Raw genomic sequence first — 18,402 nt, 5'->3', positions numbered from 1 at the left:
AAGAGGTGGTGGACGGCGTGCTCGCCGCAAGACTGGAACGCGGCGATGTCGTCATCGCGCTCGGTGGCGGTGTCATCGGCGATCTGGCCGGATTTGCCGCCGGCATCGTGCGCCGCGGCATGAATTTCGTGCAGGTCCCGACTTCGCTGCTGGCGCAGGTCGACTCTTCCGTCGGCGGCAAGACCGGCATCAACAGCGCGCGCGGCAAGAACCTCGTCGGCGTCTTCCATCAGCCGAAACTGGTGCTGGCCGACACCGAAGTGCTCGATACGCTGCCGATCCGGGATTTCCGGGCGGGTTACGCCGAACTCGCCAAATACGGGCTCATCGATCGCCCCGACTTCTTCGCCTGGCTGGAGGAAAACTGGGGCCAAGTGTTCGCCGGCGGCCCGGAGCGGGCCGAGGCCATCGCCGAAGCCTGCCGCGCCAAGGCCGATGTCGTCGCCCGCGACGAGTTCGAGACCGGCGACCGCGCGCTGCTCAATCTCGGCCACACGTTCGGCCATGCGCTCGAGGCCGCCACCCACTATGACAGCGCCCGTCTCGTCCACGGCGAGGGAGTCGCCATCGGCATGGCGCTGGCTTATCGCTTTTCGTCACGCCTCAACCTGGCAAGTCCCGACGATGCGGCGCGCGTCGAGGCGCATCTTCGCGCTGTTGGCCTGCCCTGGCGCATGGCCGATATTCCGGGTGAATTGCCTGATGCCGAAGCGCTGCTTGCCTTCATCACCCAGGACAAGAAGGTTTCGCGCGGCGCGCTAACCTTCATCCTGACGCGCGGCATCGGCCAGGCTTTCATCGCCAAGGATGTGCCGGGATCAGAAGTGCTGTCGTTTCTGAGGGAGAACCGCCCGGGTCAGCCGAAAGGCAGCCCGGGTCAGCAGAAGAGCCGCCCGGGATGAACGAGGCCGGCTGGATTGCCGCTGGTGTCTTGGCCGGGCTCGGCCTGCTCGCTTTCGCCTTTCGCGCGCGCCTGCTCGCTGCCTTCGGCTATGAACTGCAGCGCATCGAGCCGCAGCATTCGAACCATGATGAAGCGCGAGGCGCCGTCGACGATTTTCGGCGCGACGGCCAGGTGGTGCGCGTGGATCACGCCCGCATCGGCCGCCTGTCCGATCTCGACGAGCTCGAAGTGTCCGATGTCATGGTCCACCGCACCAACATGCGCTCGGTCAATGCCGACAATCCGCCGGAAGCGGTGGTGCGCGAGATCCTGCAGAGCCCGCATACCCGCATGCCCTTGTGGAAGGGCTCGCTCGACAACATCGTCGGCGTTCTGCATGCCAAGGACCTGCTGCGCGCGCTGAACGATGTCGGCAACGACTTTTCCAAGATCGACGTGATGAAGATCGCTTCAAAACCGTGGTTCGTGCCCGATACCACGACACTGCAGGAACAGCTCAACGCCTTCCTGCGTCGCAAGGCGCATTTCGCAGTCGTCGTCGACGAGTATGGCGAGGTCGAGGGGCTGGTGACGCTGGAGGACATCATCGAGGAAATCGTCGGGGAGATCGCCGACGAGCACGACATCGACGTGCAGGGCGTCAAGCAGGAAGCCGACGGCTCCGTCGTCGTCGACGGCACTGTGTCGATCCGAGACCTGAATCGGGCGCTCGCCTGGGACCTGCCGGACGAAGAAGCCACCACCATTGCCGGTCTCGTCATCCACGAGACGCAATTGATCCCGGACGAGAAGCAGGCGTTCACCTTTCACGGCAAGCGCTTCGTCGTCATGAAGCGCGACAAGAACCGGATTGCAAGGCTGAGGATCAGGCCGGCCGGTGACATCTAGTTCTGGTAGGTTCTGTCGCGGCTCACCAATCCTTGACTGCACGCTCGCCGCGCCGGCGTGCACTTTTCGGCTGGGCTGTCTGGAGATGACGGTGATCGATCGGCGAATCCTGCTTTTGATGTCGATGGCTTTGTTGCCGGCCAGCGCTTCGGCGGCGCCGCGCCGGCTTTTGCCATCTCCGCAAACTTTCGACTACGGACCGGCCAGGCTCGACATCTACGCGCGCGCTGGCGCTAGCTCCCTGCCTGTGGTCCTTTTCATCCATGGCGGTGCCTGGCGAGCCGGCAATCGCACCAACGTCGACGTCAAGCCGCGCTTCCTGCTCGACAATGGCTTCTGCTTCGTCTCGATCGACTACCGGATGCTGCCTAAGGCTGATGTCGCCACCCAGGCCAACGATGTCGAGCAGGCATATCGTTACGTGCGCGCCAATATCGCCAGATACGGCGGCGATCCGAACCGGATAGCGGTGATGGGCCATTCGGCCGGCAGCCATCTCGCCGCACTGACCGGGCTGCGCGGCGGTCTGCCCGGCGTCGCGGCGCTGGTTCTGAACGATACCAGGGCCTATGATCTGGAGGCGCTTGCGAGGAGCGGCGGCATGACACCGGCCTATGCCCGGGCCTTTCCCGACCCGTCGCAGTGGCGCGTGCTGTCGCCTGCGACCCATGTCGGGAGCCGCAAACATCCGCCGACCTTTATCGCCTATTCGCGCGCATCGGGTCGTGCGGCGGCCTCACGGGCCTTCGCCGAGCGCCTGCGGGCGACCGGAACCGAGGTGACACTGTTCGACGGCAGCGCTTATTCGCACATGTCGATCAACCGCGACTTCGGCGAAGGCGACACCTTGACCCGTGCAGTGATGACTTTCCTGAAGGCGGCGCTCGGCTGAAGCCTACCACCTGATCTTTTCGTCCGGCGCGGCCGGCTCGATCGCCAGCGCGTGGACACCAGCATTCAGCTCGTCGGCCAGCAATGCGTTGACCGCGCGATGGCGCTCGATTCGGCTCATGCCGGCAAAGGCTGAGGAGACGATGCGGACGCGGAAATGCGTCTCGCCGGTGCCGTCATAAGTGCCGTGATGGTCGGAATCCTGATGGTGATGGCCGGCATGCAGATGGCTTTCGTTGATGATCACCAGCCGCTCCGGCGAGAACGCCTTCTTCAACTTGCCTTCCATCGTTGACTGTATGGACATTCGTACTTCCCTTCACCACATATGCGGGCGCATGACCCTCGAAAATCGGCGCCCTTTGCGCGTCCGGAAGGAAGCGCGGTACCGTCGCCGCGACAAAATTCGCCGATCGCCCGCTTTATGCCCCGATTCAGCGGTTAGGGCGATCATTGCAAAAATGTCAATTCTTGTTTCGCACCAGCGAACAGCCCATAAATGGGTGAGATGAAACCGTACCCCAAATATTTCGAAAAAATTCGCATCCGCCCGGAGAAGGATGCGGAGCTGAAGTCGCGCTCGCCGATCTGCCAATGGGACGGTTGCAAGGAGGCCGGCACCCATCGCGCGCCGGTCGGGCGCATGAAGGAGGGCGAATATTTCCAGTTCTGCTTCGATCATGTGCGCGAGTACAATAAGGGCTTCAATTATTTCTCCGGTGTCCCCGATACCGAGATCGCCCGCTTCCAGAAGGAAGCGATGACCGGCCACCGGCCAACCTGGAAGATGGGCGTCAACGGCGCCTCGACGCGCTCCTCGCCCGATTTCGCCCAGCAGCGTTCCGGCCGCGCCGGCTACTACAACCGCATGCGCGATCCGTTCGACCTGTTCAAAGGCCCGAAGGATCCGCGCGAAGCGCGGGAGCGCAAGGCCAAGCCGCTTGAGGCCAAGGCGCTGGAAACGCTTGGCCTTGATACAAAGGCGACTGGCAAGGATATCAAGGCGCGTTATAAGGAACTGGTGAAACGCCACCATCCGGATGCGAATGGCGGCGACAGAGGTTCGGAAGACCGGTTCCGCGATGTGCTCCAGGCCTATCGTGTGCTCAAGCAGGCAGGATTGTGCTGAGCGACCATTCGGTTCGTGTCGTTTTCCAACTTTCATAAGGTTGGAAAAGGCTCTAAGACCGCCCCCGAACAAAATCGATTGCCGGCAAAACGCGGCGTTCGCCCGTGGAGACGTTGATAAAGATGAACAAGGTCGATCGCGACATCGCCAACCTGCCAGACAGCACCGTGTCGGTGAAGGAGAAATTTGGCTTCGAGTCCAAGATGGTGGTGCCGGCCTATTCGGTGACGAGCGAGCATGTGCCCGACATCGATCCCGACTATCTGTTCGACAAGAACACGACGATGGCGATCCTCGCCGGCTTTGCCTACAACCGCCGCGTCATGGTGTCGGGCTATCACGGCACCGGCAAGTCGACGCATATCGAGCAGGTCGCCGCCCGTCTCAACTGGCCTATGGTGCGCGTCAATCTCGACAGCCATGTCAGCCGTATCGACCTCGTCGGCAAGGACGCCATCGTCGTCAAGGAAGGGCTGCAGATCACCGAATTCCGCGACGGCATCCTGCCCTGGGCCTACCAGCACAATGTCGCACTCTGCTTCGACGAGTACGATGCCGGCCGTCCGGACGTGATGTTTGTCATTCAGCGAGTGCTGGAGTCGTCCGGCCGGCTGACGCTGCTCGACCAGAGCCGGGTCATCCGCCCGCATCCGGCGTTCCGGCTGTTCTCCACCGCCAACACCGTCGGTCTCGGCGACACCACCGGCCTCTATCACGGCACCCAGCAGATCAACCAGGCGCAGATGGATCGCTGGTCGATCGTCACCACGCTGAACTATCTGCCGCACGACAATGAGGTGAACATCGTGCTGGCCAAGGCCAAGCACTATCGCGACAGCAAGGGCAAGGAGATCGTCAACAAGATGGTGCGTGTCGCCGACATGACGCGTTCGGCCTTCATCAACGGCGACCTGTCGACTGTCATGAGCCCGCGCACGGTCATCACCTGGGCCGAGAATGCCGAGATCTTCGGCGATATCGGCATGGCGTTCAGGCTGACCTTCCTCAACAAGTGCGACGAGCTGGAACGCTCGCTCGTTGCCGAGTTCTACCAGCGCGCTTTCGGCCAGGATCTGCCCGAATCGGCCGCCAATGTGGTGCTGGGGTAACACCGATCCCATGGGAACGATCCTCCGGATATTCCTATGGAGTTTTTCAATCTTCTGCTTTGGTATCTGTCAGGCGGCTATGGCCCAGAATGAACCATTCAAAGCCGGGCAAATTTGGACTTATCGCGGCGCGACACCGGTATCATCGCGGTTAATCGTTGGCGCAGTCGATAACTTCGATGGCGAAAGCCAGCCGATCGTATCGGTCTCAGTTACCGACGCTCCAATTCCGAATGGCGGCAAGCAGCTACAAACTGTCCCCCACCTTCCTGTAGCCGCCGACGCGCTGAGAAAAAGTGTAATTGAACTTGAACGGATCGGTTCGATTCCTAATGGTTTTGACAACGGATACAGTCTGTGGAGACATGCATATGACAGCGGGAAAGGAGGCTACTTTACGATCTCGGTGGAAGAGGTTGTCGGCCACCTTCGCGCTCAATTTGGCCAGCAGCCGGCAGCAAAATAGAGATGTATGATGGCGGGTCCGGGCGACAACACGCGCAACAAGTCGAAGACGGGTTCTGAAGCTGACAGCTTCAAGCGCGCCGTCACCGTCTGCATGCGCGCGATTGCCGGCGACAAGGACCTCGAAGTCGGTTTCGCCAAGGATCGGCCGGCGCTGGCCGGCAGCCGCGCCCGGCTGCCTGAACTTCCGAAAAAAGCGTCGAAGGCCGATATCGCCATCACCCGCGGGCTCGGCGATTCCATGGCGTTGAAGCGCGCCTGTCACGACACGCGCATCCACACTCGGCTGGCGCCGGAAGGCAAGCAGGCCCGCGCCATCTACGATGCGGTCGAGCAGGCCCGCGTCGAGGCGATCGGCTCCCGCGCCATGCAAGGTGTGGCCGACAATATCGGCTCGATGCTCGAGGACAAATACGCCAGAGCGAACCTTATCGACGTCAAGGACAAGGCCGACGCGCCGATCGAGGAAGCGCTAGCCTTGATGGTGCGTGAAAAGCTGACCGGCCGCACCGTGCCAAAGAGCGGCGAGCGGCTGGTCGACCTCTGGCGTCCGTGGGTCGAGGAGAAGGCCAGCGCCGATCTCAACGGGCTGTCGGCCAAGCTCGACGACCAGCAGGCTTTCGCCCGTGTCGTGCGCGAGATGCTGGCTTCCATGGAAATGGCCGAGGAACTCGGCGACGCCCAGGAGACGGAAGACTCAGAGGACAACGCCGACAACCAGCCGCAGGGCGAGGAGCAGAGTGAGGAGGGCGGCGAGGGTGATTCCGGCTCCGAGCAATCGCAGTCCGACGACACCGAAGCGTCGTCCGACGACGAGCAATCGGCCGAGACGGAGGCATCCGATGCCACCGCCGACGACCTGTCCGACGATGACGACGCCGATGCCGAGACGCCCGGCGAGGCGCGCCGCAACGACAATCCCTTCACCAATCTGTCGAAGGAGATCGACTACAAGGTCTTCACCACCGCCTTCGACGAGACGGTGGGTGCGGAGGACCTGTGCGAAGAGGAAGAGCTGGATCGGCTGCGGGCCTTTCTCGACAAGCAACTTGCCAACCTTTCCGGCGTCGTCGGCCGGCTGGCCAACCGGCTGCAGCGCCGCCTGATGGCGCAGCAGAACCGGTCCTGGGATTTCGATCTCGAAGAGGGTTATCTCGATCCGGCGCGGCTGGTGCGCGTCGTCATCGATCCGATGCAGCCGCTGTCCTTCAAGCAGGAACGTGACACCAAATTCCGCGACACGGTGGTGACGCTGGTGCTCGACAATTCGGGCTCGATGCGCGGCCGGCCGATCACGGTCGCCGCCACCTGCGCCGACATTCTGGCGCGCACGCTGGAACGCTGCGGCGTCTCGGTCGAGATCCTCGGCTTCACCACCCGCGCCTGGAAGGGCGGGCAAGCACGCGAGAAATGGCTGAAGGAAGGCAAGCCGCCGAATCCCGGCCGGCTCAACGACCTGCGCCACATCATCTACAAATCCGCCGACCATCCGTGGCGACGGGCGCGCCGCAATCTCGGGCTGATGATGCGCGAGGGCCTGCTCAAGGAAAATATCGACGGCGAGGCGCTGCTGTGGGCGCACAACCGCCTGATCGCCCGGCCGGAGCAACGCAAGATCCTGATGATGATCTCGGACGGCGCGCCGGTCGACGATTCGACGCTGTCGGTTAATCCGGGCAACTATCTCGAACGGCATCTGCGCGCGGTGATCGAATTGATCGAGACGCGCTCGCCGGTCGAGCTTTTGGCCATCGGCATCGGCCACGACGTTACCCGCTACTATCGCCGCGCCGTCACCATCGTCGATGCCGAGGAACTGGCCGGCGCCATGACCGAGCAACTGGCCTCACTGTTCGGCGAGGAAAGTACGCGGAACACGCGACGCGGCGGCATGCGGCGCGCCGGATGATTTTTTCGCGGGGCGGCTTTCGGCAGACGCTTTTCGCCGTCACAGCGCTGTTCGTTGCCGGCATCGCCCTGTCGCCTTGCATCGCCGCCGGCAGCGTTTCGGTCGAGCTGATCGAAATCTCGGCACGGCTGATAGACCGGTTTCATATCGGCCGTGACGAAAAGCGGTTCGGCCCGCTCGAATTCGTCGGCGGGCTGGAAATGACCTCGCCGTCACGCGATTTCGGCGCTTTGTCGGCGTTTCGCTTCCTCAAGCCCGGCAGTGATTTCATCGGCGTCGCCGACACCGGTTTCTGGTTCTTCGGCACGGTTACCCATGATGCGGACAAGCGCCCATCGGGCATGCGGAATTTCCGCATGCAGCAGATGGTCGACGAGGCGGGCCTGATCGAAAAGAAATGGAAGGTCGACGCCGAAGGCCTTGCGGTCAAGGGTGGCATTGCCACGGTCGGCTTCGAGCGCAACCACCGTGTTTCCCAGTTCAAGATCGACCCGCACGATATGGAGCCGCCGTTCAAGCAATTGGATTCCCTGATTCCAGCCTGGGAACTTCGCCTGAATCGCGGCTTTGAGGCCGTCACCCACGCCCATCCTAACGGCCAGCACCAAGGCGGGCTGGTCGTGGTGTCGGAGAAGAGCCTCGACACGGCCGGCAACATCTATGCGGCTGTTATCGGAGGGCCGCACAAGGGTGTCTTCACCGTCAAGCGCAACGGCAATTTCGACATTACCGACGGCGCATTCCTGCCGGACGGCGACCTCTTGCTTTTGGAGCGCAGCTTTTCGATGGCTGGCGGGGTCAAGATGCGGCTGAGGCGCATCTATGGCGAAAGCGTCGAGAAGGGCGCCGTTGCCGACGGGCCGGTGCTGATGGAAGCCGACATGGCCTACCAGATCGACAATATGGAAGGGCTCGACGTCTGGACCCGCGACGACGGCGCACTGATGGTGTCGCTGATCTCGGACGACAACCACTCGATGCTACAGCGTAATCTCTATCTGGAATTTGTGCTGCACGAGGATTGAGAACGTGCGGCCGGCGATTGGCTGATGGCGAGGCTGCCGTCTCGAGCTCTTCGATGTTCGCAGCTTCGCAAAGAGAATTCGGCCTATTGCTCGTTGGTCGCGATCCAGATGACGTGGCGGGCGCCGCGCTTCCCATTGGCGCGGACCCTAACTTCCTCGACCGAGAAGCCCGCCTGCTTGAGTCTGCGGGTAAAGCCGCTGTCGGGCCCCTGCGACCAGACCGCCAGCACGCCGCCGGGCTTGAGCGCTGCTCTCGCTCTGTTCAACCCGGCTATACTGTAAAGAGCGTCATTGGCCCCGTGGACAATCCCTTCCGGCCCATTGTCGACGTCGAGCAGGATGGCGTCATAGGTTGCCACGTCCAACTTGATGAGCCGTCCGACATCCGCCTCGCGAACGGTCACGCGCGGATCGTCGAGACAGCCATCGAACACCGAGGCCATCGGGCCGCGCGCCCACGCCACGACGGCGGGTACCAACTCGGCGACAACAATGCCGGCATCGGTGCCAAGCTCGGCAAGGGCGGCGCGCAGCGTGAAGCCCATGCCCAGCCCGCCGATCAGGATTTTCGACTGCCGCCGGCCGGCAATCCTTTGGCAGGACAGCCTGGCCAGCGCTTCCTCTGAGCCGCTGAGGCGGCTGTTCATCAACTCGTTCGAGCCGAGCATGATCGAGAATTCGGCGCCGCGTTGTTTCAGACGAAGCTCGTGGTCGCCGGCAGGCGTATTCGCGCTATCGAGCTGGTCCCATGGGATCATGCTCGAGACCCTGTGAGCAAGATCTTTTCCGAAAACCGGCGCCCACTCTCAGGGATCATGGTCTATGCCGCCAGTGCCGGCTGGCTCCAGCGGGCGGCAAGCAGCCGGTAGGGGATCAGCGCCACCACGGCGATGATCAGCTTCACGCCAAGGTCGCCGAGCGCCCATGACACCCAGCGCATGGTCTCGACCGGCAGCACGCCCATCAGCGGCGCGGTTTCAAGCGCGAAGCCATCGTTGGGGCCAGCGAAGGCGAACGCCGCTGAAAAGGCGACGGTGAAGAACACGGCGGTGTCGAACACCGAGCCGACCAGCGTGCCGACGATCGGCGCCCGCCACCAGCTCTGCCGGCGCAGCCAATTGAACACGGTCACGTCGAGCAGTTGCGCGATCAGGAACGCGGTGCCGGAAGCCGCCGCAATGCGCACCAGCCGGTCGGCGGCCGTTTCGAACTCGATCAGACCGTAGCGGAACAGCAAGGGCGGGATGACGACCGAGCAGATCACCGCCGCCGTGAAGCCGACAAACACGATTCGGCGCGCCACGGCCGGGCCGTAGCGGCGGTTGGCAAGGTCGGTGACCAGGAAGGAGAAGGGATAGGTGAAGGCGCCCCAGGTCAGAATGTCGGCCAGCGACAAGCCGCCGATCGCACCTTGCAGCGGGAACTGCACAAGGATGTTCGACGCCACCACGACAAGCGCCATGGCCGCAACAAAGGGCAGGTATCGGGAAAAAAAACTCATTTTTTTATCCTGGGTAATGGAACCAGCGGGGTGTCATGCCGAGCTCGGACGACACTCCTTGGAAGGCGGTTGCCTGAAAAAATTAAGCGGCCGGCTGTTCGGCAAGTTTCTTGGCGATCTGCTTCTTCAGCAGGCGCGCGCGCTGCGACAGCTCCTTGGCGTCGGCCTTGGCCAGGAAAGCATCAAGGCCGCCGCGATGCTCGACCGAACGCAGCGCGTTGGCCGAAATGCGCAGGCGCACATTCTGGTTCAGCGCTTCCGAGATCAGCGTCACATTGACGAGATTGGGCAGGAAGCGACGCTTGGTCTTGTTGTTGGCGTGGCTCACATTGTTGCCGGATATGACTGCCTTGGCAGTGAGTTCGCAGGTGCGGGACATGGTTCTAAACCTTCAGTTCTCGGTCTGGCCAAACATTCGACCCGCGCCGGTTGGCGCGCGGTTTCGGTCAGGCGGCCTTATGGAAAAAGTTGGCGTTCCATAGTTGCATTTCGCCGATGCGTCAAGCTCCGGCTTGCGCACGGGTGTGACGACGCCTTTCACATAAAGGCCGGAATTCAGCCTATAAGCGGTCGCACAACGAGATGCCAGGCCGGAGTTGTCCGCTTCCGCTGAAAAATCGAGGATCGATCCCCGCCATGCTTCGTTCGTCTCTTGCTCTTCTTGCCTCGCTTGCCGTTGCACTGCCGACCGCAGCGTTTGCCGCTACGCCACAGTCCTTCAAGGGCGAGTATACGGTATCGATCCTCGGCCTCTCGGTGGCGAAAGCAACCTTTTCCAGCAGTTACGAAGGCGATACCTATTCGATCGACGGCAGCGTCTCCAGCGCCGGCCTCGCCACAATCTTCGACGACACACGCGGCACGGTCTCGTCAAAAGGCAAGATTTCGGGCAAGCAATTGCAGCCGCAAACGTTCCGCGCCGACTACACGTCGGGCGAGAAGGCGTCGATGATCGATATCCAGTTCGCCAATGGCACTGTTATCGCGACGAAGGTCGTGCCTGCGCCGAAGAAGCGCAATCCCAAAAATTGGATACCGCTGGGCGCCAGCCATCTCGCGTCGGTGCTCGATCCGATGGCCGCCACCGTCATCCATGCCGATAGCCTCGACAAGGTATGCGGGCGCACGGTGAAACTCTATGACGGCGAGATGCGCGCCAATCTGACGCTGACATACTATTCGAAAGGTTCGATCTCGGTGCGCGGCTACAAGGGCGAGACCGTCACCTGCAGACTGGGCTTTGAGCCGGTGGCGGGGTACCGCAAGAACCGCAAAGCTTTGAAGTACCTGAAGGATCGCAGCCGCATCATGGTGACATTTGCGCCGGTCGGTCAAACTGGCGTATATGCGCCGATCCACGCCACCGTCAGCACGAAAATCGGCACTCTCACCGTCAGCGCGGAGCGGTTCGAAGCAACAGAATAGGCGCGATTGCGCGCCGCCAGAAACAGGCGTGAGGCCGACGGACATGGGGCGCGCAACACTGATCGGCTTCTCGGCGATCGCCATGTGGGCGCTGCTGGCGCTGCTTACGGACGCTTCCGGTGCGGTGCCGCCATTCCTGCTTTCGGCGATCACCTTCACGATCGGCACCAGCGTCGGGCTCGTCGCGCGGCTGTTCATGCCGGCCGCCGCCAACCGGCCGAAGATACCGCCGCAAGTGTGGGTGATCGGCATTGCCGGCCTGTTCGGCTATCACTTCTTCTACTTCACTGCGCTGCGCAACGCGCCGGCGGTGGAGGCGAGCCTCATCGCCTATCTGTGGCCGCTGCTGATCGTGCTCGGATCGGCGCTGATGCCGGGCGAGCGGCTGGCCTGGAACCATGTCGTCGGCGCGCTGCTCGGGCTTGCCGGCACTTTTCTGATCGTCACAAAGGGCGGCGGGCTTGCCTTCGACGCGCGCTATGCATTTGGCTATGCGATGGCTGGCGTCTGCGCCGTGCTGTGGTCGGCCTATTCGCTGCTGTCGCGGCGCTTTCCGTCGGTGCCGACCAGCGTCGTCACCTGGTTCTGTGCGGCCACGGCAGCGCTTTCCCTTGTCTGCCATCTGATGCTGGAAGAGACGGTGCTGCCTGTCGGCGCCGGGCAGTGGCTGGCCGTGCTCGGCCTCGGCCTGATGCCGGTGGGCGCGGCCTTCTACGCCTGGGACATAGGCGTCAAGCGCGGCAACATCCAGGTGCTGGGCGCGGCGAGCTATGCCGCGCCGCTGCTGTCGACGCTGGTGCTGATATCAGCCGGTTTCGCCGAGCCGTCCCTGCGCATTCTCGCCGCCTGCGTGCTGATCACCGGCGGGGCAGCACTTGCGGCGAAGTCGCTGTTCTTGCGCAAGCAGGCAACTGGCGAGGCTGGGGCGTGATGCCGTTTCCCGGCGGCATTGACGCCAACGCCAATGCGACGCTGCTGTTTTCGCTGGTGGCGGCGGTGATCTACGCCTTCATCATCGACATGCCGCCGACGCTTGCGCGTTCTGCGGTCAAGACGCTGGCCGTGGCAATGCTTGCCGTGCTGGCCTCGCTGCAGGGCGGTCCGTGGCTGCTCGTAGCGGCACTGGCGCTCAGCGCCGTCGGCGACGCGTTCCTGTCGCGCGACGATGAAAAGGCTTTTCTCGGCGGGCTGGCCAGTTTTCTAATCGCGCATGGGCTTTACATAGCGCTGTTCCTGCGTTCCGGCGGTGGGATCGGGCTGCTCTCGGCCGAGCCGTGGCGCGGGTCGATTGCCCTGGCAATGGCCCTGTTCGCGCTCGCCATGCTTTTTTCGCTCTGGCGCCGTGTCGGCCCCGCCTTGCACCTTCCGATCAGCGTCTATATCGCGGCAATCCTTGCCATGGGAATTTCAGCACTCACCCTGAGCAATGTCTGGGTCTTTGGCGGCGCCGTGCTGTTCATGGCGTCCGACGGGCTGCTCGCCTCGGAAAAGTTCCTGCTGACCGGCATCTCGCCGCACCGTGTCTGGATGCGCTACGCGGTCTGGATGCTGTATTACGCCGCCCAGCTGGGGATCACGATGGGTTTCCTGTTGGGTTAGGTATGTCGATATCAGGGTGATGCCGGCCTGACCTGAATCTCAATATACCTACGTCGTTCCCGGCTGCCAGCCCGGTTCGGCCAGCTCGAAGGCGGCGAAATCGAAGCCCGGAGCCACGGTGCAGCCGACCAGCGTCCACTCGCCCAGGCTGCGTGCCGACTGCCACCAACCTGCCGGCACGACGATCTGCGGCCGCTCGCCCGCCGCCAGTGCCGTGCCGAGCACCTGCTCGATCACCGGCCCGTTTTCCCCATGAATCGACAGCGCCAGCGGCGCGCCGGCATAGAAGTGCCAGACCTCGGCCGCGTCCTTGACGCGGTGCCAGGCCGACACTTGCTCCTGCTCCAAAAGAAAATAGATCGCGGTCGAATGGCCGCGCGCGTCTTCCGTGCCATCCCGGAAGGTTTCGGCATACCAGCCGCCTTCCGGATGCGGTTTCAGGCAGAGCGTTGCGATGATTTCGGCGGAACTGGTCATTGGCCCCAGAAGGTCACGGTTTCCAGACCATCAATGGTGCTCAGAAATTGTCCTTGCGCTTGCGAATTTCGGCGAACACTTCGGCGTCGGAGGCGTTCTCCAAGCCGAGATGCTTGCGGATTGCCGGATCGTGCCAGCGCAGGAACGGATTGGTCGACAGTTCCTCGCCGATCGTGGTCGGCAGCGTCGGCTTGCCGTCGGCGCGCAGCGCCTCGATTTTCGCAGCGCGCTCCTTTAACGCCGAATTGGTCGGGTCGACGGTCAGCGCGAAGCGGGCGTTGGAAAGCGTGTATTCATGGCCGCAATAAACGACCGTCTCGGCCGGAAGTGCCGCGAGCTTTTTCAGCGAATCGTACATCACCGGCGGCTTGCATTCGAACAGCCGCCCGCAGCCGAGCGCGAACAGCGTATCGGCGGTGAACGCCACTTTCGATCCCGGCAGATGATAGGAGACATGGCCTGCCGTGTGGCCGGGCGTGGCGATCACCTCGATCCTCTCCTCGCCGAGGTGGATGACCGAACCCTGCTCGACGGTTTCGTCGATGCCGGGGATCTTGGCCTTTTCCGCTTCCGGTCCGACGATGCGCAGCTTGAAGCGCTCCTTCAGCGCCAGATTGGCCTCGACATGGTCGACATGGTGATGGGTGGTCAGGATCATCGTCGGCGTCCAGCCGGTACGCTCGATCGCAGCCAGGATCGGCGCCTCCTCGGGCGCGTCGATGATCGCGGTCTGGCCGCTTTTGGGGTCATGCACCAGCACGCCGAAATTGTCGCTGCGGCACATGAACTGTTCGATTTCAACCGGCATAGCATCTCTCCACTAGAGCGGTTCGGCGTTTCACGGAAACGCCGAACCGCTCTATCTCGTTGTTTTTCCGCAATTCCGGACGGAAAACCGTTTCACACTTTTCCTGGAATTGCTCTAGAGCGCCGTACGTCCAGTTGGACGCACAAAGAACGCTCTAACACCTTTATCTGCTGCATCGTGCTTTCCGAAATCGAAATCGATTTCGGGCCGCTGCAGTAGTCGCCGCAGACATAGGGCGCTTGCCCGCGGATGTCATCCGCCTTTGTTGAACTTGGACAGCATCGAAGATAGCGTGCCGCGCATGCATTCCGATATCGTCGACCTTCGCTCCTTCTATTCGACAACGCTCGGGCGATTGGCCGAACGCTCGATCACCATGGCGTTGTCCTCGATATGGGCTGTTGTGCCCAATGAGCGGCTGGTCGGCCTCGGTTACACCTTGCCGTGGCTGGAGCGGTTCGGAACCGACGCGGAGCGTGTCTTTGCCTTCATGCCGGCGACGCAAGGCGCGGTGGTCTGGCCGGCCACGGGGCCGACCGCAACCGCGCTGGTCTTCGATGAGGAATTGCCGCTGGTCGATGCCTCCATCGACCGCATACTGCTCGTCCATTCACTCGAACATGCCGAGAACCCGCGCGAGACGCTGAACGAAATCTGGCGGGTGCTGTCGCCCGCCGGCCGCGTCGTCATCGTCGTCCCCAACCGGCGCGGTGTCTGGGCCCGTTTCGAGCATACGCCGTTCGGCAGCGGCCGGCCCTTTTCGCGCGGCCAGCTCACCGAATTGCTGCGCGAAGCAAACTTCACGCCCGCCGCCTGGTCCGACGCCCTGTTCTTCCCGCCATCGCGGCGACGCTTCATGATGCAGTTCCACAATGTGCTGGAGCGCGCCGGCCGCAGGTTCTGGCCGATCTTTTCCGGCGTCATCGTGGTCGAGGCGCAGAAGCGGCTCTATCAGGGCGTGCCGGTCGTCCAGCGCGCATCTCGCCGCGTCTTCGTGCCGGTTTTCTCGCCGCATGGCGCCACAAGGCTCGGCCGGATATCGCCGACCGGGAAGGCGACATTGCCGAGCCGTCGATGACATTTTCGTGATCGGGATCGAGCTTATTCTCACCTATCTGTCGAGGGCGGGTTTGCTACCCGAATGTGTCGACATGTTCACCGGTTTCAGCACCGCTTGCGAATTCAAGGACTTCACCAATGGCTGATCATCCGGATATAGAGGCAAGCGCCAAGCCGGTTGCCGCGTCGATCGAGGCCAGCAGCTTGCGCGACCAATTGGCGACGATCAAGCTTGCGCTGGGGACTTCGCCGATCCGCAAACACCTGCTCTGGGCCTGCGTCGGCATTGTCGCCGTCATTGTGGCAACCTCGATCGGGCAGGTTCTGCTCAATCGCTGGAACGAGCCCTTCTACGACGCGCTGGCTCGGCGCGATATGCAGGGCTTCCTGCACCAGCTTCTGGTCTTTGCCGCCATCGCCGGCGGACTTGTGGTGCTCAATGTCGGCCAAACCTGGCTCGACCAGAGGATCCGGCTGAAGCTGCGTGAGGCGTTGACCCTCGATCTGATCGGTGAATGGATGCGGCCGGCGCGCGCCTTCCGGCTCGCCAACGCCGGCGCCATCGGCGTCAACCCTGACCAGCGCCTGCAGCAAGATGCCGGACATCTCTCCGATCTTTCCACAGGCCTCGGCATAGGGCTGTTGCAGTCGTTGATTCTGCTTGTTTCGTTCGTCGGCGTCTTATGGTCGCTGTCTTCTGGCTTCGTCTTCCATATCGGCGGCTATTCGCTGGCCATTCCGGGCTACATGGTGTGGGCCGCGATCCTCTATGCCGGTACCGCCTCCTGGCTGAGCTGGCTGGTCGGACGGCCGCTCATCCGCTTCAACAGCGACCGCTATACGCGTGAAGCGGAGCTGCGCTCCTCGGTGGTCCGCGTCAACGAGAATGTCGATGCCATCGCGCTTGCGCACGGCGAAGCCGACGCGAGACGACGGCTCGAGCTCGACCTCGGCACGGTGCTGGGCGCGATGCGGCGCATCTACAGCGCCCAGATCAATCTTTCCTGGGTGACCGATACCTATGGCTGGATCACTGTCGTCGCGCCGATCCTCGTCGCCTCCCCGGTCTATTTCGCCGGCGATATCAGCTTCGGCGGGCTCATGATGGCTGTCGGCGCCTTCAACCAGGTGCATGCCTCGTTGCGCTGGTTCATCAACAATATCGGCGGCATCGCCGATTGGCGCGCCACGCTGATGCGCGTCGCCGATTTCCGCATCGCGCTCGCTGAAACGGACGTGCTGCACGACACCGAAAAACGCATCAAGATCGGCGAAAACCCGAATGGCAGGCTGACATTCGAGAACCTCGAGGTTGCGTCGCGGGATGGATGTACGAAGCTCGCCAAGCCCCATGTCGAAATCCGCGCGGGCGAGCGCGTCATGATCACTGGAGATCCGCGCGCCGGCAAGACGCTGTTCTTTCGCGCCATTGCCGGTCTGTGGCCGTGGGGAAGCGGGCGGATCGGCATGCCGGCCGGAGAGGTGCCCGCCTTCGTTCCCCGCAAGCCCTATTTCCCGCTCGGCACGTTGCGCGAGGTGCTCAACCACGCCGATGCCGCGGTCAGCGACGCCGAGATCTCGGCGGTGCTTGCCGAGGTCGGTCTTGGGCGTCTGTCGTCCTCGCTCGACCGCTCGGCGCGCTGGGAGCGCGAATTGAGCGATGACGAGCAGCGCCTGCTTGCCTTTGCCCGGCTGGTTTTGCGGCAGCCGAAATGGGTGATCATCGACGAGGCTTTGGACACGTTCGACGGCGCGACGCTGAGTCGGGTGCTGTCGATGCTGGAGGCGCGTCTTGCCGACGCCGCGATCCTCAACATTGGCCGGAGCCAGCAGAACATTGAATTCTTTCCGCGCTCGTTGGCGATCGTGAAAGACGTCGACCGACCGCCTCTCAAGCCAGTCCGTATCAGGGCCGGCGCGATCGAACCACCCCCGGCCGTCGCCGCAGCCTACCAAGAGACGTAGCCGGCGATACGCAGCCAAGCTTTATTTCGCCGTGATCGCGGCGAAAGATTGCCGGCATCGTGCGGAAGTTCGCGGCGTTGGACCCATGCTTGACGCGCTTAAAACGCGTCCCGTTGAAGAGATTCATGCGACACGTTTTAAGCCTTTGTTTCTATGCATGTCGTTACCCCAAAACCGCTTCGCACTTTTGGGCGACAAGCATCAGCCTGCTTGCCTGCCTTGCCTGCGCTCAGGCAGCACCACTGGCCGCGCCGGCCAATACCATTGCAGTGGACGTCGAACTGGTGCTGGCGGTCGACATTTCACACTCGATGGACGAAAGGGAATTCGCCCTGCAGCGCGCCGGCTATGTCGAGGCGCTGCGCCACCCCGACTTCATCGATGCGGTGCGTTCGGGTGTGACCGGCCGCATCGCGCTGGCCTATTTCGAATGGGCAGGCACCGTCCGCGACGATGCGGTCATTGCCTGGCAGGTCATCGATAACGCTGAGAGCGCCGACGCATTCGCCGACAAGATCGAGGCGCGCCCATTCAGGAGCTTTCGCGGCACCTCCATTTCCGGTGCGCTCGGCTTCGGCGCCAAGCTGTTGGATGGAGGCGCTTTCGAGGCGACGCGCAGTGTCATCGACATTTCAGGCGATGGTCCCAACAATACCGGGATGCCCGTCACCACGACACGCGACGCCGCGGTGGCAAAGGGTATCGTCATCAACGGCCTGCCGATCCTGATCAGCCCGTCGCCCAGCTTCAGCCATCTCGACCAATACTATGCCGAGTGCGTTACGGGCGGGCCTGGGGCTTTCGTGCTGCCGGTCTATGCCGCTTCCGAATTCGTGACCGCCATACGCCGCAAACTGATCCTAGAGGTTAGCGGTGTTGCCGGTCCCTGGGCCGATCGCGTACCGATCCGGGTCGATGCGGCAACACCGGTCGACTGTTTGCAAGGCGAGCGCGACCGGCGGTTTTTCTCCGATCCGTATTTTCCGGAACTTAATCGCTAGCTGGTCGATGAATGGCGATCAGTCCTACACCCATGGTCTTCGGACTCGGGCAGGCCGAGCGCCATATTGGCCGAAGAAGCGACGTTATCGTCTCAGCAGGAACACCGCTTGCTGGCCAAAGAAATTCCAGAACCACCATGGCATGGAGAGGCCGATTTTCTGGCCATTGGCGTCGAGCGCGGTTGCTCTTTCCACTGTCGCGCCGAGCTCCTCGCAGAGGTTGACGAAGTCACGGATGGTGCAGAAA

Annotated in this window: 21 protein-coding genes; 14 read left to right on the top strand and 7 right to left on the bottom strand. The window is 62.6% G+C overall.

Going from position 1 to position 18,402, the window contains the following annotated elements; translation table 11 throughout:
- From EOA86_RS01820 to EOA86_RS01810, 3 genes are all read left to right on the top strand, one after another.
- On the top strand, positions 1–902 hold a 902-nt coding region (locus EOA86_RS01820; protein WP_128340538.1), incomplete at its 5' end, for a 3-dehydroquinate synthase.
- Entirely contained in the window at positions 899–1,792 is an 894-nt protein-coding gene (locus tag EOA86_RS01815) for a transporter associated domain-containing protein (RefSeq protein WP_128340537.1), read from the top strand. The genes EOA86_RS01820 and EOA86_RS01815, both read left to right, overlap by 4 nt.
- A gap of 91 nt (positions 1,793–1,883) precedes the next feature.
- Positions 1,884–2,684 (top strand): alpha/beta hydrolase, encoded by an 801-nt coding sequence (locus EOA86_RS01810; RefSeq protein WP_065007511.1) that lies wholly within the window; start codon positions 1,884–1,886, stop codon positions 2,682–2,684.
- Between the two features lie 3 nt (positions 2,685–2,687).
- Here the strand turns inward: EOA86_RS01810 and EOA86_RS01805 are convergent, their stop codons facing one another.
- Entirely contained in the window at positions 2,688–2,990 is a 303-nt protein-coding gene (locus EOA86_RS01805; RefSeq protein ID WP_065007387.1) for a BolA family protein, read from the bottom strand.
- A gap of 192 nt (positions 2,991–3,182) precedes the next feature.
- Between EOA86_RS01805 and EOA86_RS01800 the strand changes: the two genes are divergently transcribed.
- From EOA86_RS01800 to EOA86_RS01780, 5 genes are all read left to right on the top strand, one after another.
- On the top strand, positions 3,183–3,812 hold the full coding sequence (locus EOA86_RS01800; protein WP_036262308.1) for a J domain-containing protein: 630 nt from the start codon (positions 3,183–3,185) through the stop codon (positions 3,810–3,812).
- A gap of 122 nt (positions 3,813–3,934) precedes the next feature.
- Positions 3,935–4,921 (top strand): cobaltochelatase subunit CobS, encoded by a 987-nt coding sequence (gene cobS / locus EOA86_RS01795; RefSeq protein ID WP_065007510.1) that lies wholly within the window; start codon positions 3,935–3,937, stop codon positions 4,919–4,921.
- Between the two features lie 10 nt (positions 4,922–4,931).
- The gene (locus EOA86_RS01790) at positions 4,932–5,387 is read left to right on the top strand and encodes a hypothetical protein (RefSeq protein ID WP_128340536.1); all 456 of its coding nucleotides are present in this window, start codon (positions 4,932–4,934) and stop codon (positions 5,385–5,387) included.
- 9 nt (positions 5,388–5,396) lie between these two features.
- A complete protein-coding gene (gene cobT / locus EOA86_RS01785; RefSeq protein WP_128340539.1) occupies positions 5,397–7,295 on the top strand; it encodes a cobaltochelatase subunit CobT in 1,899 nt (632 codons plus the stop codon).
- Positions 7,292–8,320, top strand: coding sequence for an esterase-like activity of phytase family protein (locus EOA86_RS01780; RefSeq protein WP_127212638.1), 1,029 nt, complete (start codon positions 7,292–7,294; stop codon positions 8,318–8,320). The genes cobT and EOA86_RS01780 overlap by 4 nt, the downstream gene beginning before the upstream one ends.
- A gap of 83 nt (positions 8,321–8,403) precedes the next feature.
- Here EOA86_RS01780 and EOA86_RS01775 read toward each other — a convergent pair whose 3' ends face one another.
- The 3 genes from EOA86_RS01775 to rpmB form a co-directional block, all read right to left on the bottom strand.
- Positions 8,404–9,078: a hypothetical protein gene (locus EOA86_RS01775; protein ID WP_128340535.1), complete on the bottom strand. Its 675-nt coding sequence runs from the start codon at positions 9,076–9,078 to the stop codon at positions 8,404–8,406.
- Between the two features lie 62 nt (positions 9,079–9,140).
- A complete protein-coding gene (locus EOA86_RS01770; protein WP_065007384.1) occupies positions 9,141–9,821 on the bottom strand; it encodes a queuosine precursor transporter in 681 nt (226 codons plus the stop codon).
- A gap of 82 nt (positions 9,822–9,903) precedes the next feature.
- A complete protein-coding gene (rpmB, locus tag EOA86_RS01765) occupies positions 9,904–10,200 on the bottom strand; it encodes a 50S ribosomal protein L28 (RefSeq protein ID WP_128340534.1) in 297 nt (98 codons plus the stop codon).
- A gap of 257 nt (positions 10,201–10,457) precedes the next feature.
- Between rpmB and EOA86_RS01760 the strand changes: the two genes are divergently transcribed.
- From EOA86_RS01760 to EOA86_RS01750, 3 genes are read left to right on the top strand one after another with little or no spacing between them, the layout of a single operon-like run.
- Complete coding sequence (locus EOA86_RS01760) at positions 10,458–11,246, top strand: DUF3108 domain-containing protein (RefSeq protein ID WP_128340533.1); 789 nt, start codon at positions 10,458–10,460, stop codon at positions 11,244–11,246.
- 43 nt (positions 11,247–11,289) lie between these two features.
- Complete coding sequence (locus tag EOA86_RS01755; protein WP_127211074.1) at positions 11,290–12,177, top strand: EamA family transporter; 888 nt, start codon at positions 11,290–11,292, stop codon at positions 12,175–12,177.
- Positions 12,177–12,845 (top strand): lysoplasmalogenase family protein, encoded by a 669-nt coding sequence (locus EOA86_RS01750; protein WP_127211079.1) that lies wholly within the window; start codon positions 12,177–12,179, stop codon positions 12,843–12,845. Before EOA86_RS01755 ends, EOA86_RS01750 begins: the two co-directional genes overlap by 1 nt.
- A gap of 48 nt (positions 12,846–12,893) precedes the next feature.
- Here the strand turns inward: EOA86_RS01750 and EOA86_RS01745 are convergent, their stop codons facing one another.
- Together EOA86_RS01745 and gloB are read right to left on the bottom strand one after the other, a co-directional pair.
- Positions 12,894–13,322, bottom strand: coding sequence for a cupin domain-containing protein (locus EOA86_RS01745; RefSeq protein WP_127211075.1), 429 nt, complete (start codon positions 13,320–13,322; stop codon positions 12,894–12,896).
- A gap of 40 nt (positions 13,323–13,362) precedes the next feature.
- Positions 13,363–14,130: a hydroxyacylglutathione hydrolase gene (gloB, locus tag EOA86_RS01740; RefSeq protein WP_128340532.1), complete on the bottom strand. Its 768-nt coding sequence runs from the start codon at positions 14,128–14,130 to the stop codon at positions 13,363–13,365.
- Positions 14,131–14,431: 301 nt separating this feature from the next.
- Between gloB and EOA86_RS01735 the strand changes: the two genes are divergently transcribed.
- The 3 genes from EOA86_RS01735 (at position 14,432) to EOA86_RS01725 (ending at position 18,155) form a co-directional block, all read left to right on the top strand.
- The gene (locus EOA86_RS01735; RefSeq protein ID WP_127211080.1) at positions 14,432–15,208 is read left to right on the top strand and encodes a class I SAM-dependent methyltransferase; all 777 of its coding nucleotides are present in this window, start codon (positions 14,432–14,434) and stop codon (positions 15,206–15,208) included.
- Between the two features lie 119 nt (positions 15,209–15,327).
- The gene (locus EOA86_RS01730; protein WP_128340531.1) at positions 15,328–17,154 is read left to right on the top strand and encodes an ABC transporter ATP-binding protein/permease; all 1,827 of its coding nucleotides are present in this window, start codon (positions 15,328–15,330) and stop codon (positions 17,152–17,154) included.
- A 125-nt stretch (positions 17,155–17,279) separates the two neighbouring features.
- Positions 17,280–18,155 (top strand): DUF1194 domain-containing protein, encoded by an 876-nt coding sequence (locus EOA86_RS01725; RefSeq protein ID WP_128340530.1) that lies wholly within the window; start codon positions 17,280–17,282, stop codon positions 18,153–18,155.
- 84 nt (positions 18,156–18,239) lie between these two features.
- On the opposite strand, the gene EOA86_RS01720 is transcribed toward EOA86_RS01725, so the two are convergent.
- A partial coding sequence (locus tag EOA86_RS01720) for a methionine biosynthesis protein MetW (RefSeq protein WP_245497077.1) occupies positions 18,240–18,402 on the bottom strand: 163 nt, incomplete at its 5' end.

This window comes from Mesorhizobium sp. M5C.F.Ca.IN.020.32.2.1 (assembly GCF_004023105.1).
In the GTDB taxonomy this organism is placed as follows: Bacteria; Pseudomonadota; Alphaproteobacteria; order Rhizobiales; family Rhizobiaceae; genus Mesorhizobium; species Mesorhizobium wenxiniae.
Note: the sequence above shows the minus strand (reverse complement) of the source record. Positions and strands in the feature narration are given on the sequence as shown.

What these genes read in the sequence shown, in the direction of transcription:
- EOA86_RS01800 (WP_036262308.1), top strand. Translation starts at nt 3,183, where the DNA reads ATGGGTGAGATGAAACCGTACCCCAAATATTTCGAAAAAATTCGCATC.
- EOA86_RS01755 (WP_127211074.1), top strand. Translation starts at nt 11,290, where the DNA reads ATGGGGCGCGCAACACTGATCGGCTTCTCGGCGATCGCCATGTGGGCG.
- gloB (WP_128340532.1), bottom strand. Translation starts at nt 14,130, where the DNA reads ATGCCGGTTGAAATCGAACAGTTCATGTGCCGCAGCGACAATTTCGGC.
- EOA86_RS01815 (WP_128340537.1), top strand. Translation starts at nt 899, where the DNA reads ATGAACGAGGCCGGCTGGATTGCCGCTGGTGTCTTGGCCGGGCTCGGC.
- EOA86_RS01745 (WP_127211075.1), bottom strand. Translation starts at nt 13,322, where the DNA reads ATGACCAGTTCCGCCGAAATCATCGCAACGCTCTGCCTGAAACCGCAT.
- EOA86_RS01770 (WP_065007384.1), bottom strand. Translation starts at nt 9,821, where the DNA reads ATGAGTTTTTTTTCCCGATACCTGCCCTTTGTTGCGGCCATGGCGCTT.
- EOA86_RS01805 (WP_065007387.1), bottom strand. Translation starts at nt 2,990, where the DNA reads ATGTCCATACAGTCAACGATGGAAGGCAAGTTGAAGAAGGCGTTCTCG.
- EOA86_RS01735 (WP_127211080.1), top strand. Translation starts at nt 14,432, where the DNA reads ATGCATTCCGATATCGTCGACCTTCGCTCCTTCTATTCGACAACGCTC.
- EOA86_RS01790 (WP_128340536.1), top strand. Translation starts at nt 4,932, where the DNA reads ATGGGAACGATCCTCCGGATATTCCTATGGAGTTTTTCAATCTTCTGC.
- EOA86_RS01725 (WP_128340530.1), top strand. Translation starts at nt 17,280, where the DNA reads ATGCGACACGTTTTAAGCCTTTGTTTCTATGCATGTCGTTACCCCAAA.
- EOA86_RS01780 (WP_127212638.1), top strand. Translation starts at nt 7,292, where the DNA reads ATGATTTTTTCGCGGGGCGGCTTTCGGCAGACGCTTTTCGCCGTCACA.
- EOA86_RS01730 (WP_128340531.1), top strand. Translation starts at nt 15,328, where the DNA reads ATGGCTGATCATCCGGATATAGAGGCAAGCGCCAAGCCGGTTGCCGCG.
- cobT (WP_128340539.1), top strand. Translation starts at nt 5,397, where the DNA reads ATGGCGGGTCCGGGCGACAACACGCGCAACAAGTCGAAGACGGGTTCT.
- EOA86_RS01760 (WP_128340533.1), top strand. Translation starts at nt 10,458, where the DNA reads ATGCTTCGTTCGTCTCTTGCTCTTCTTGCCTCGCTTGCCGTTGCACTG.
- EOA86_RS01775 (WP_128340535.1), bottom strand. Translation starts at nt 9,078, where the DNA reads ATGATCCCATGGGACCAGCTCGATAGCGCGAATACGCCTGCCGGCGAC.
- cobS (WP_065007510.1), top strand. Translation starts at nt 3,935, where the DNA reads ATGAACAAGGTCGATCGCGACATCGCCAACCTGCCAGACAGCACCGTG.
- rpmB (WP_128340534.1), bottom strand. Translation starts at nt 10,200, where the DNA reads ATGTCCCGCACCTGCGAACTCACTGCCAAGGCAGTCATATCCGGCAAC.
- EOA86_RS01750 (WP_127211079.1), top strand. Translation starts at nt 12,177, where the DNA reads ATGCCGTTTCCCGGCGGCATTGACGCCAACGCCAATGCGACGCTGCTG.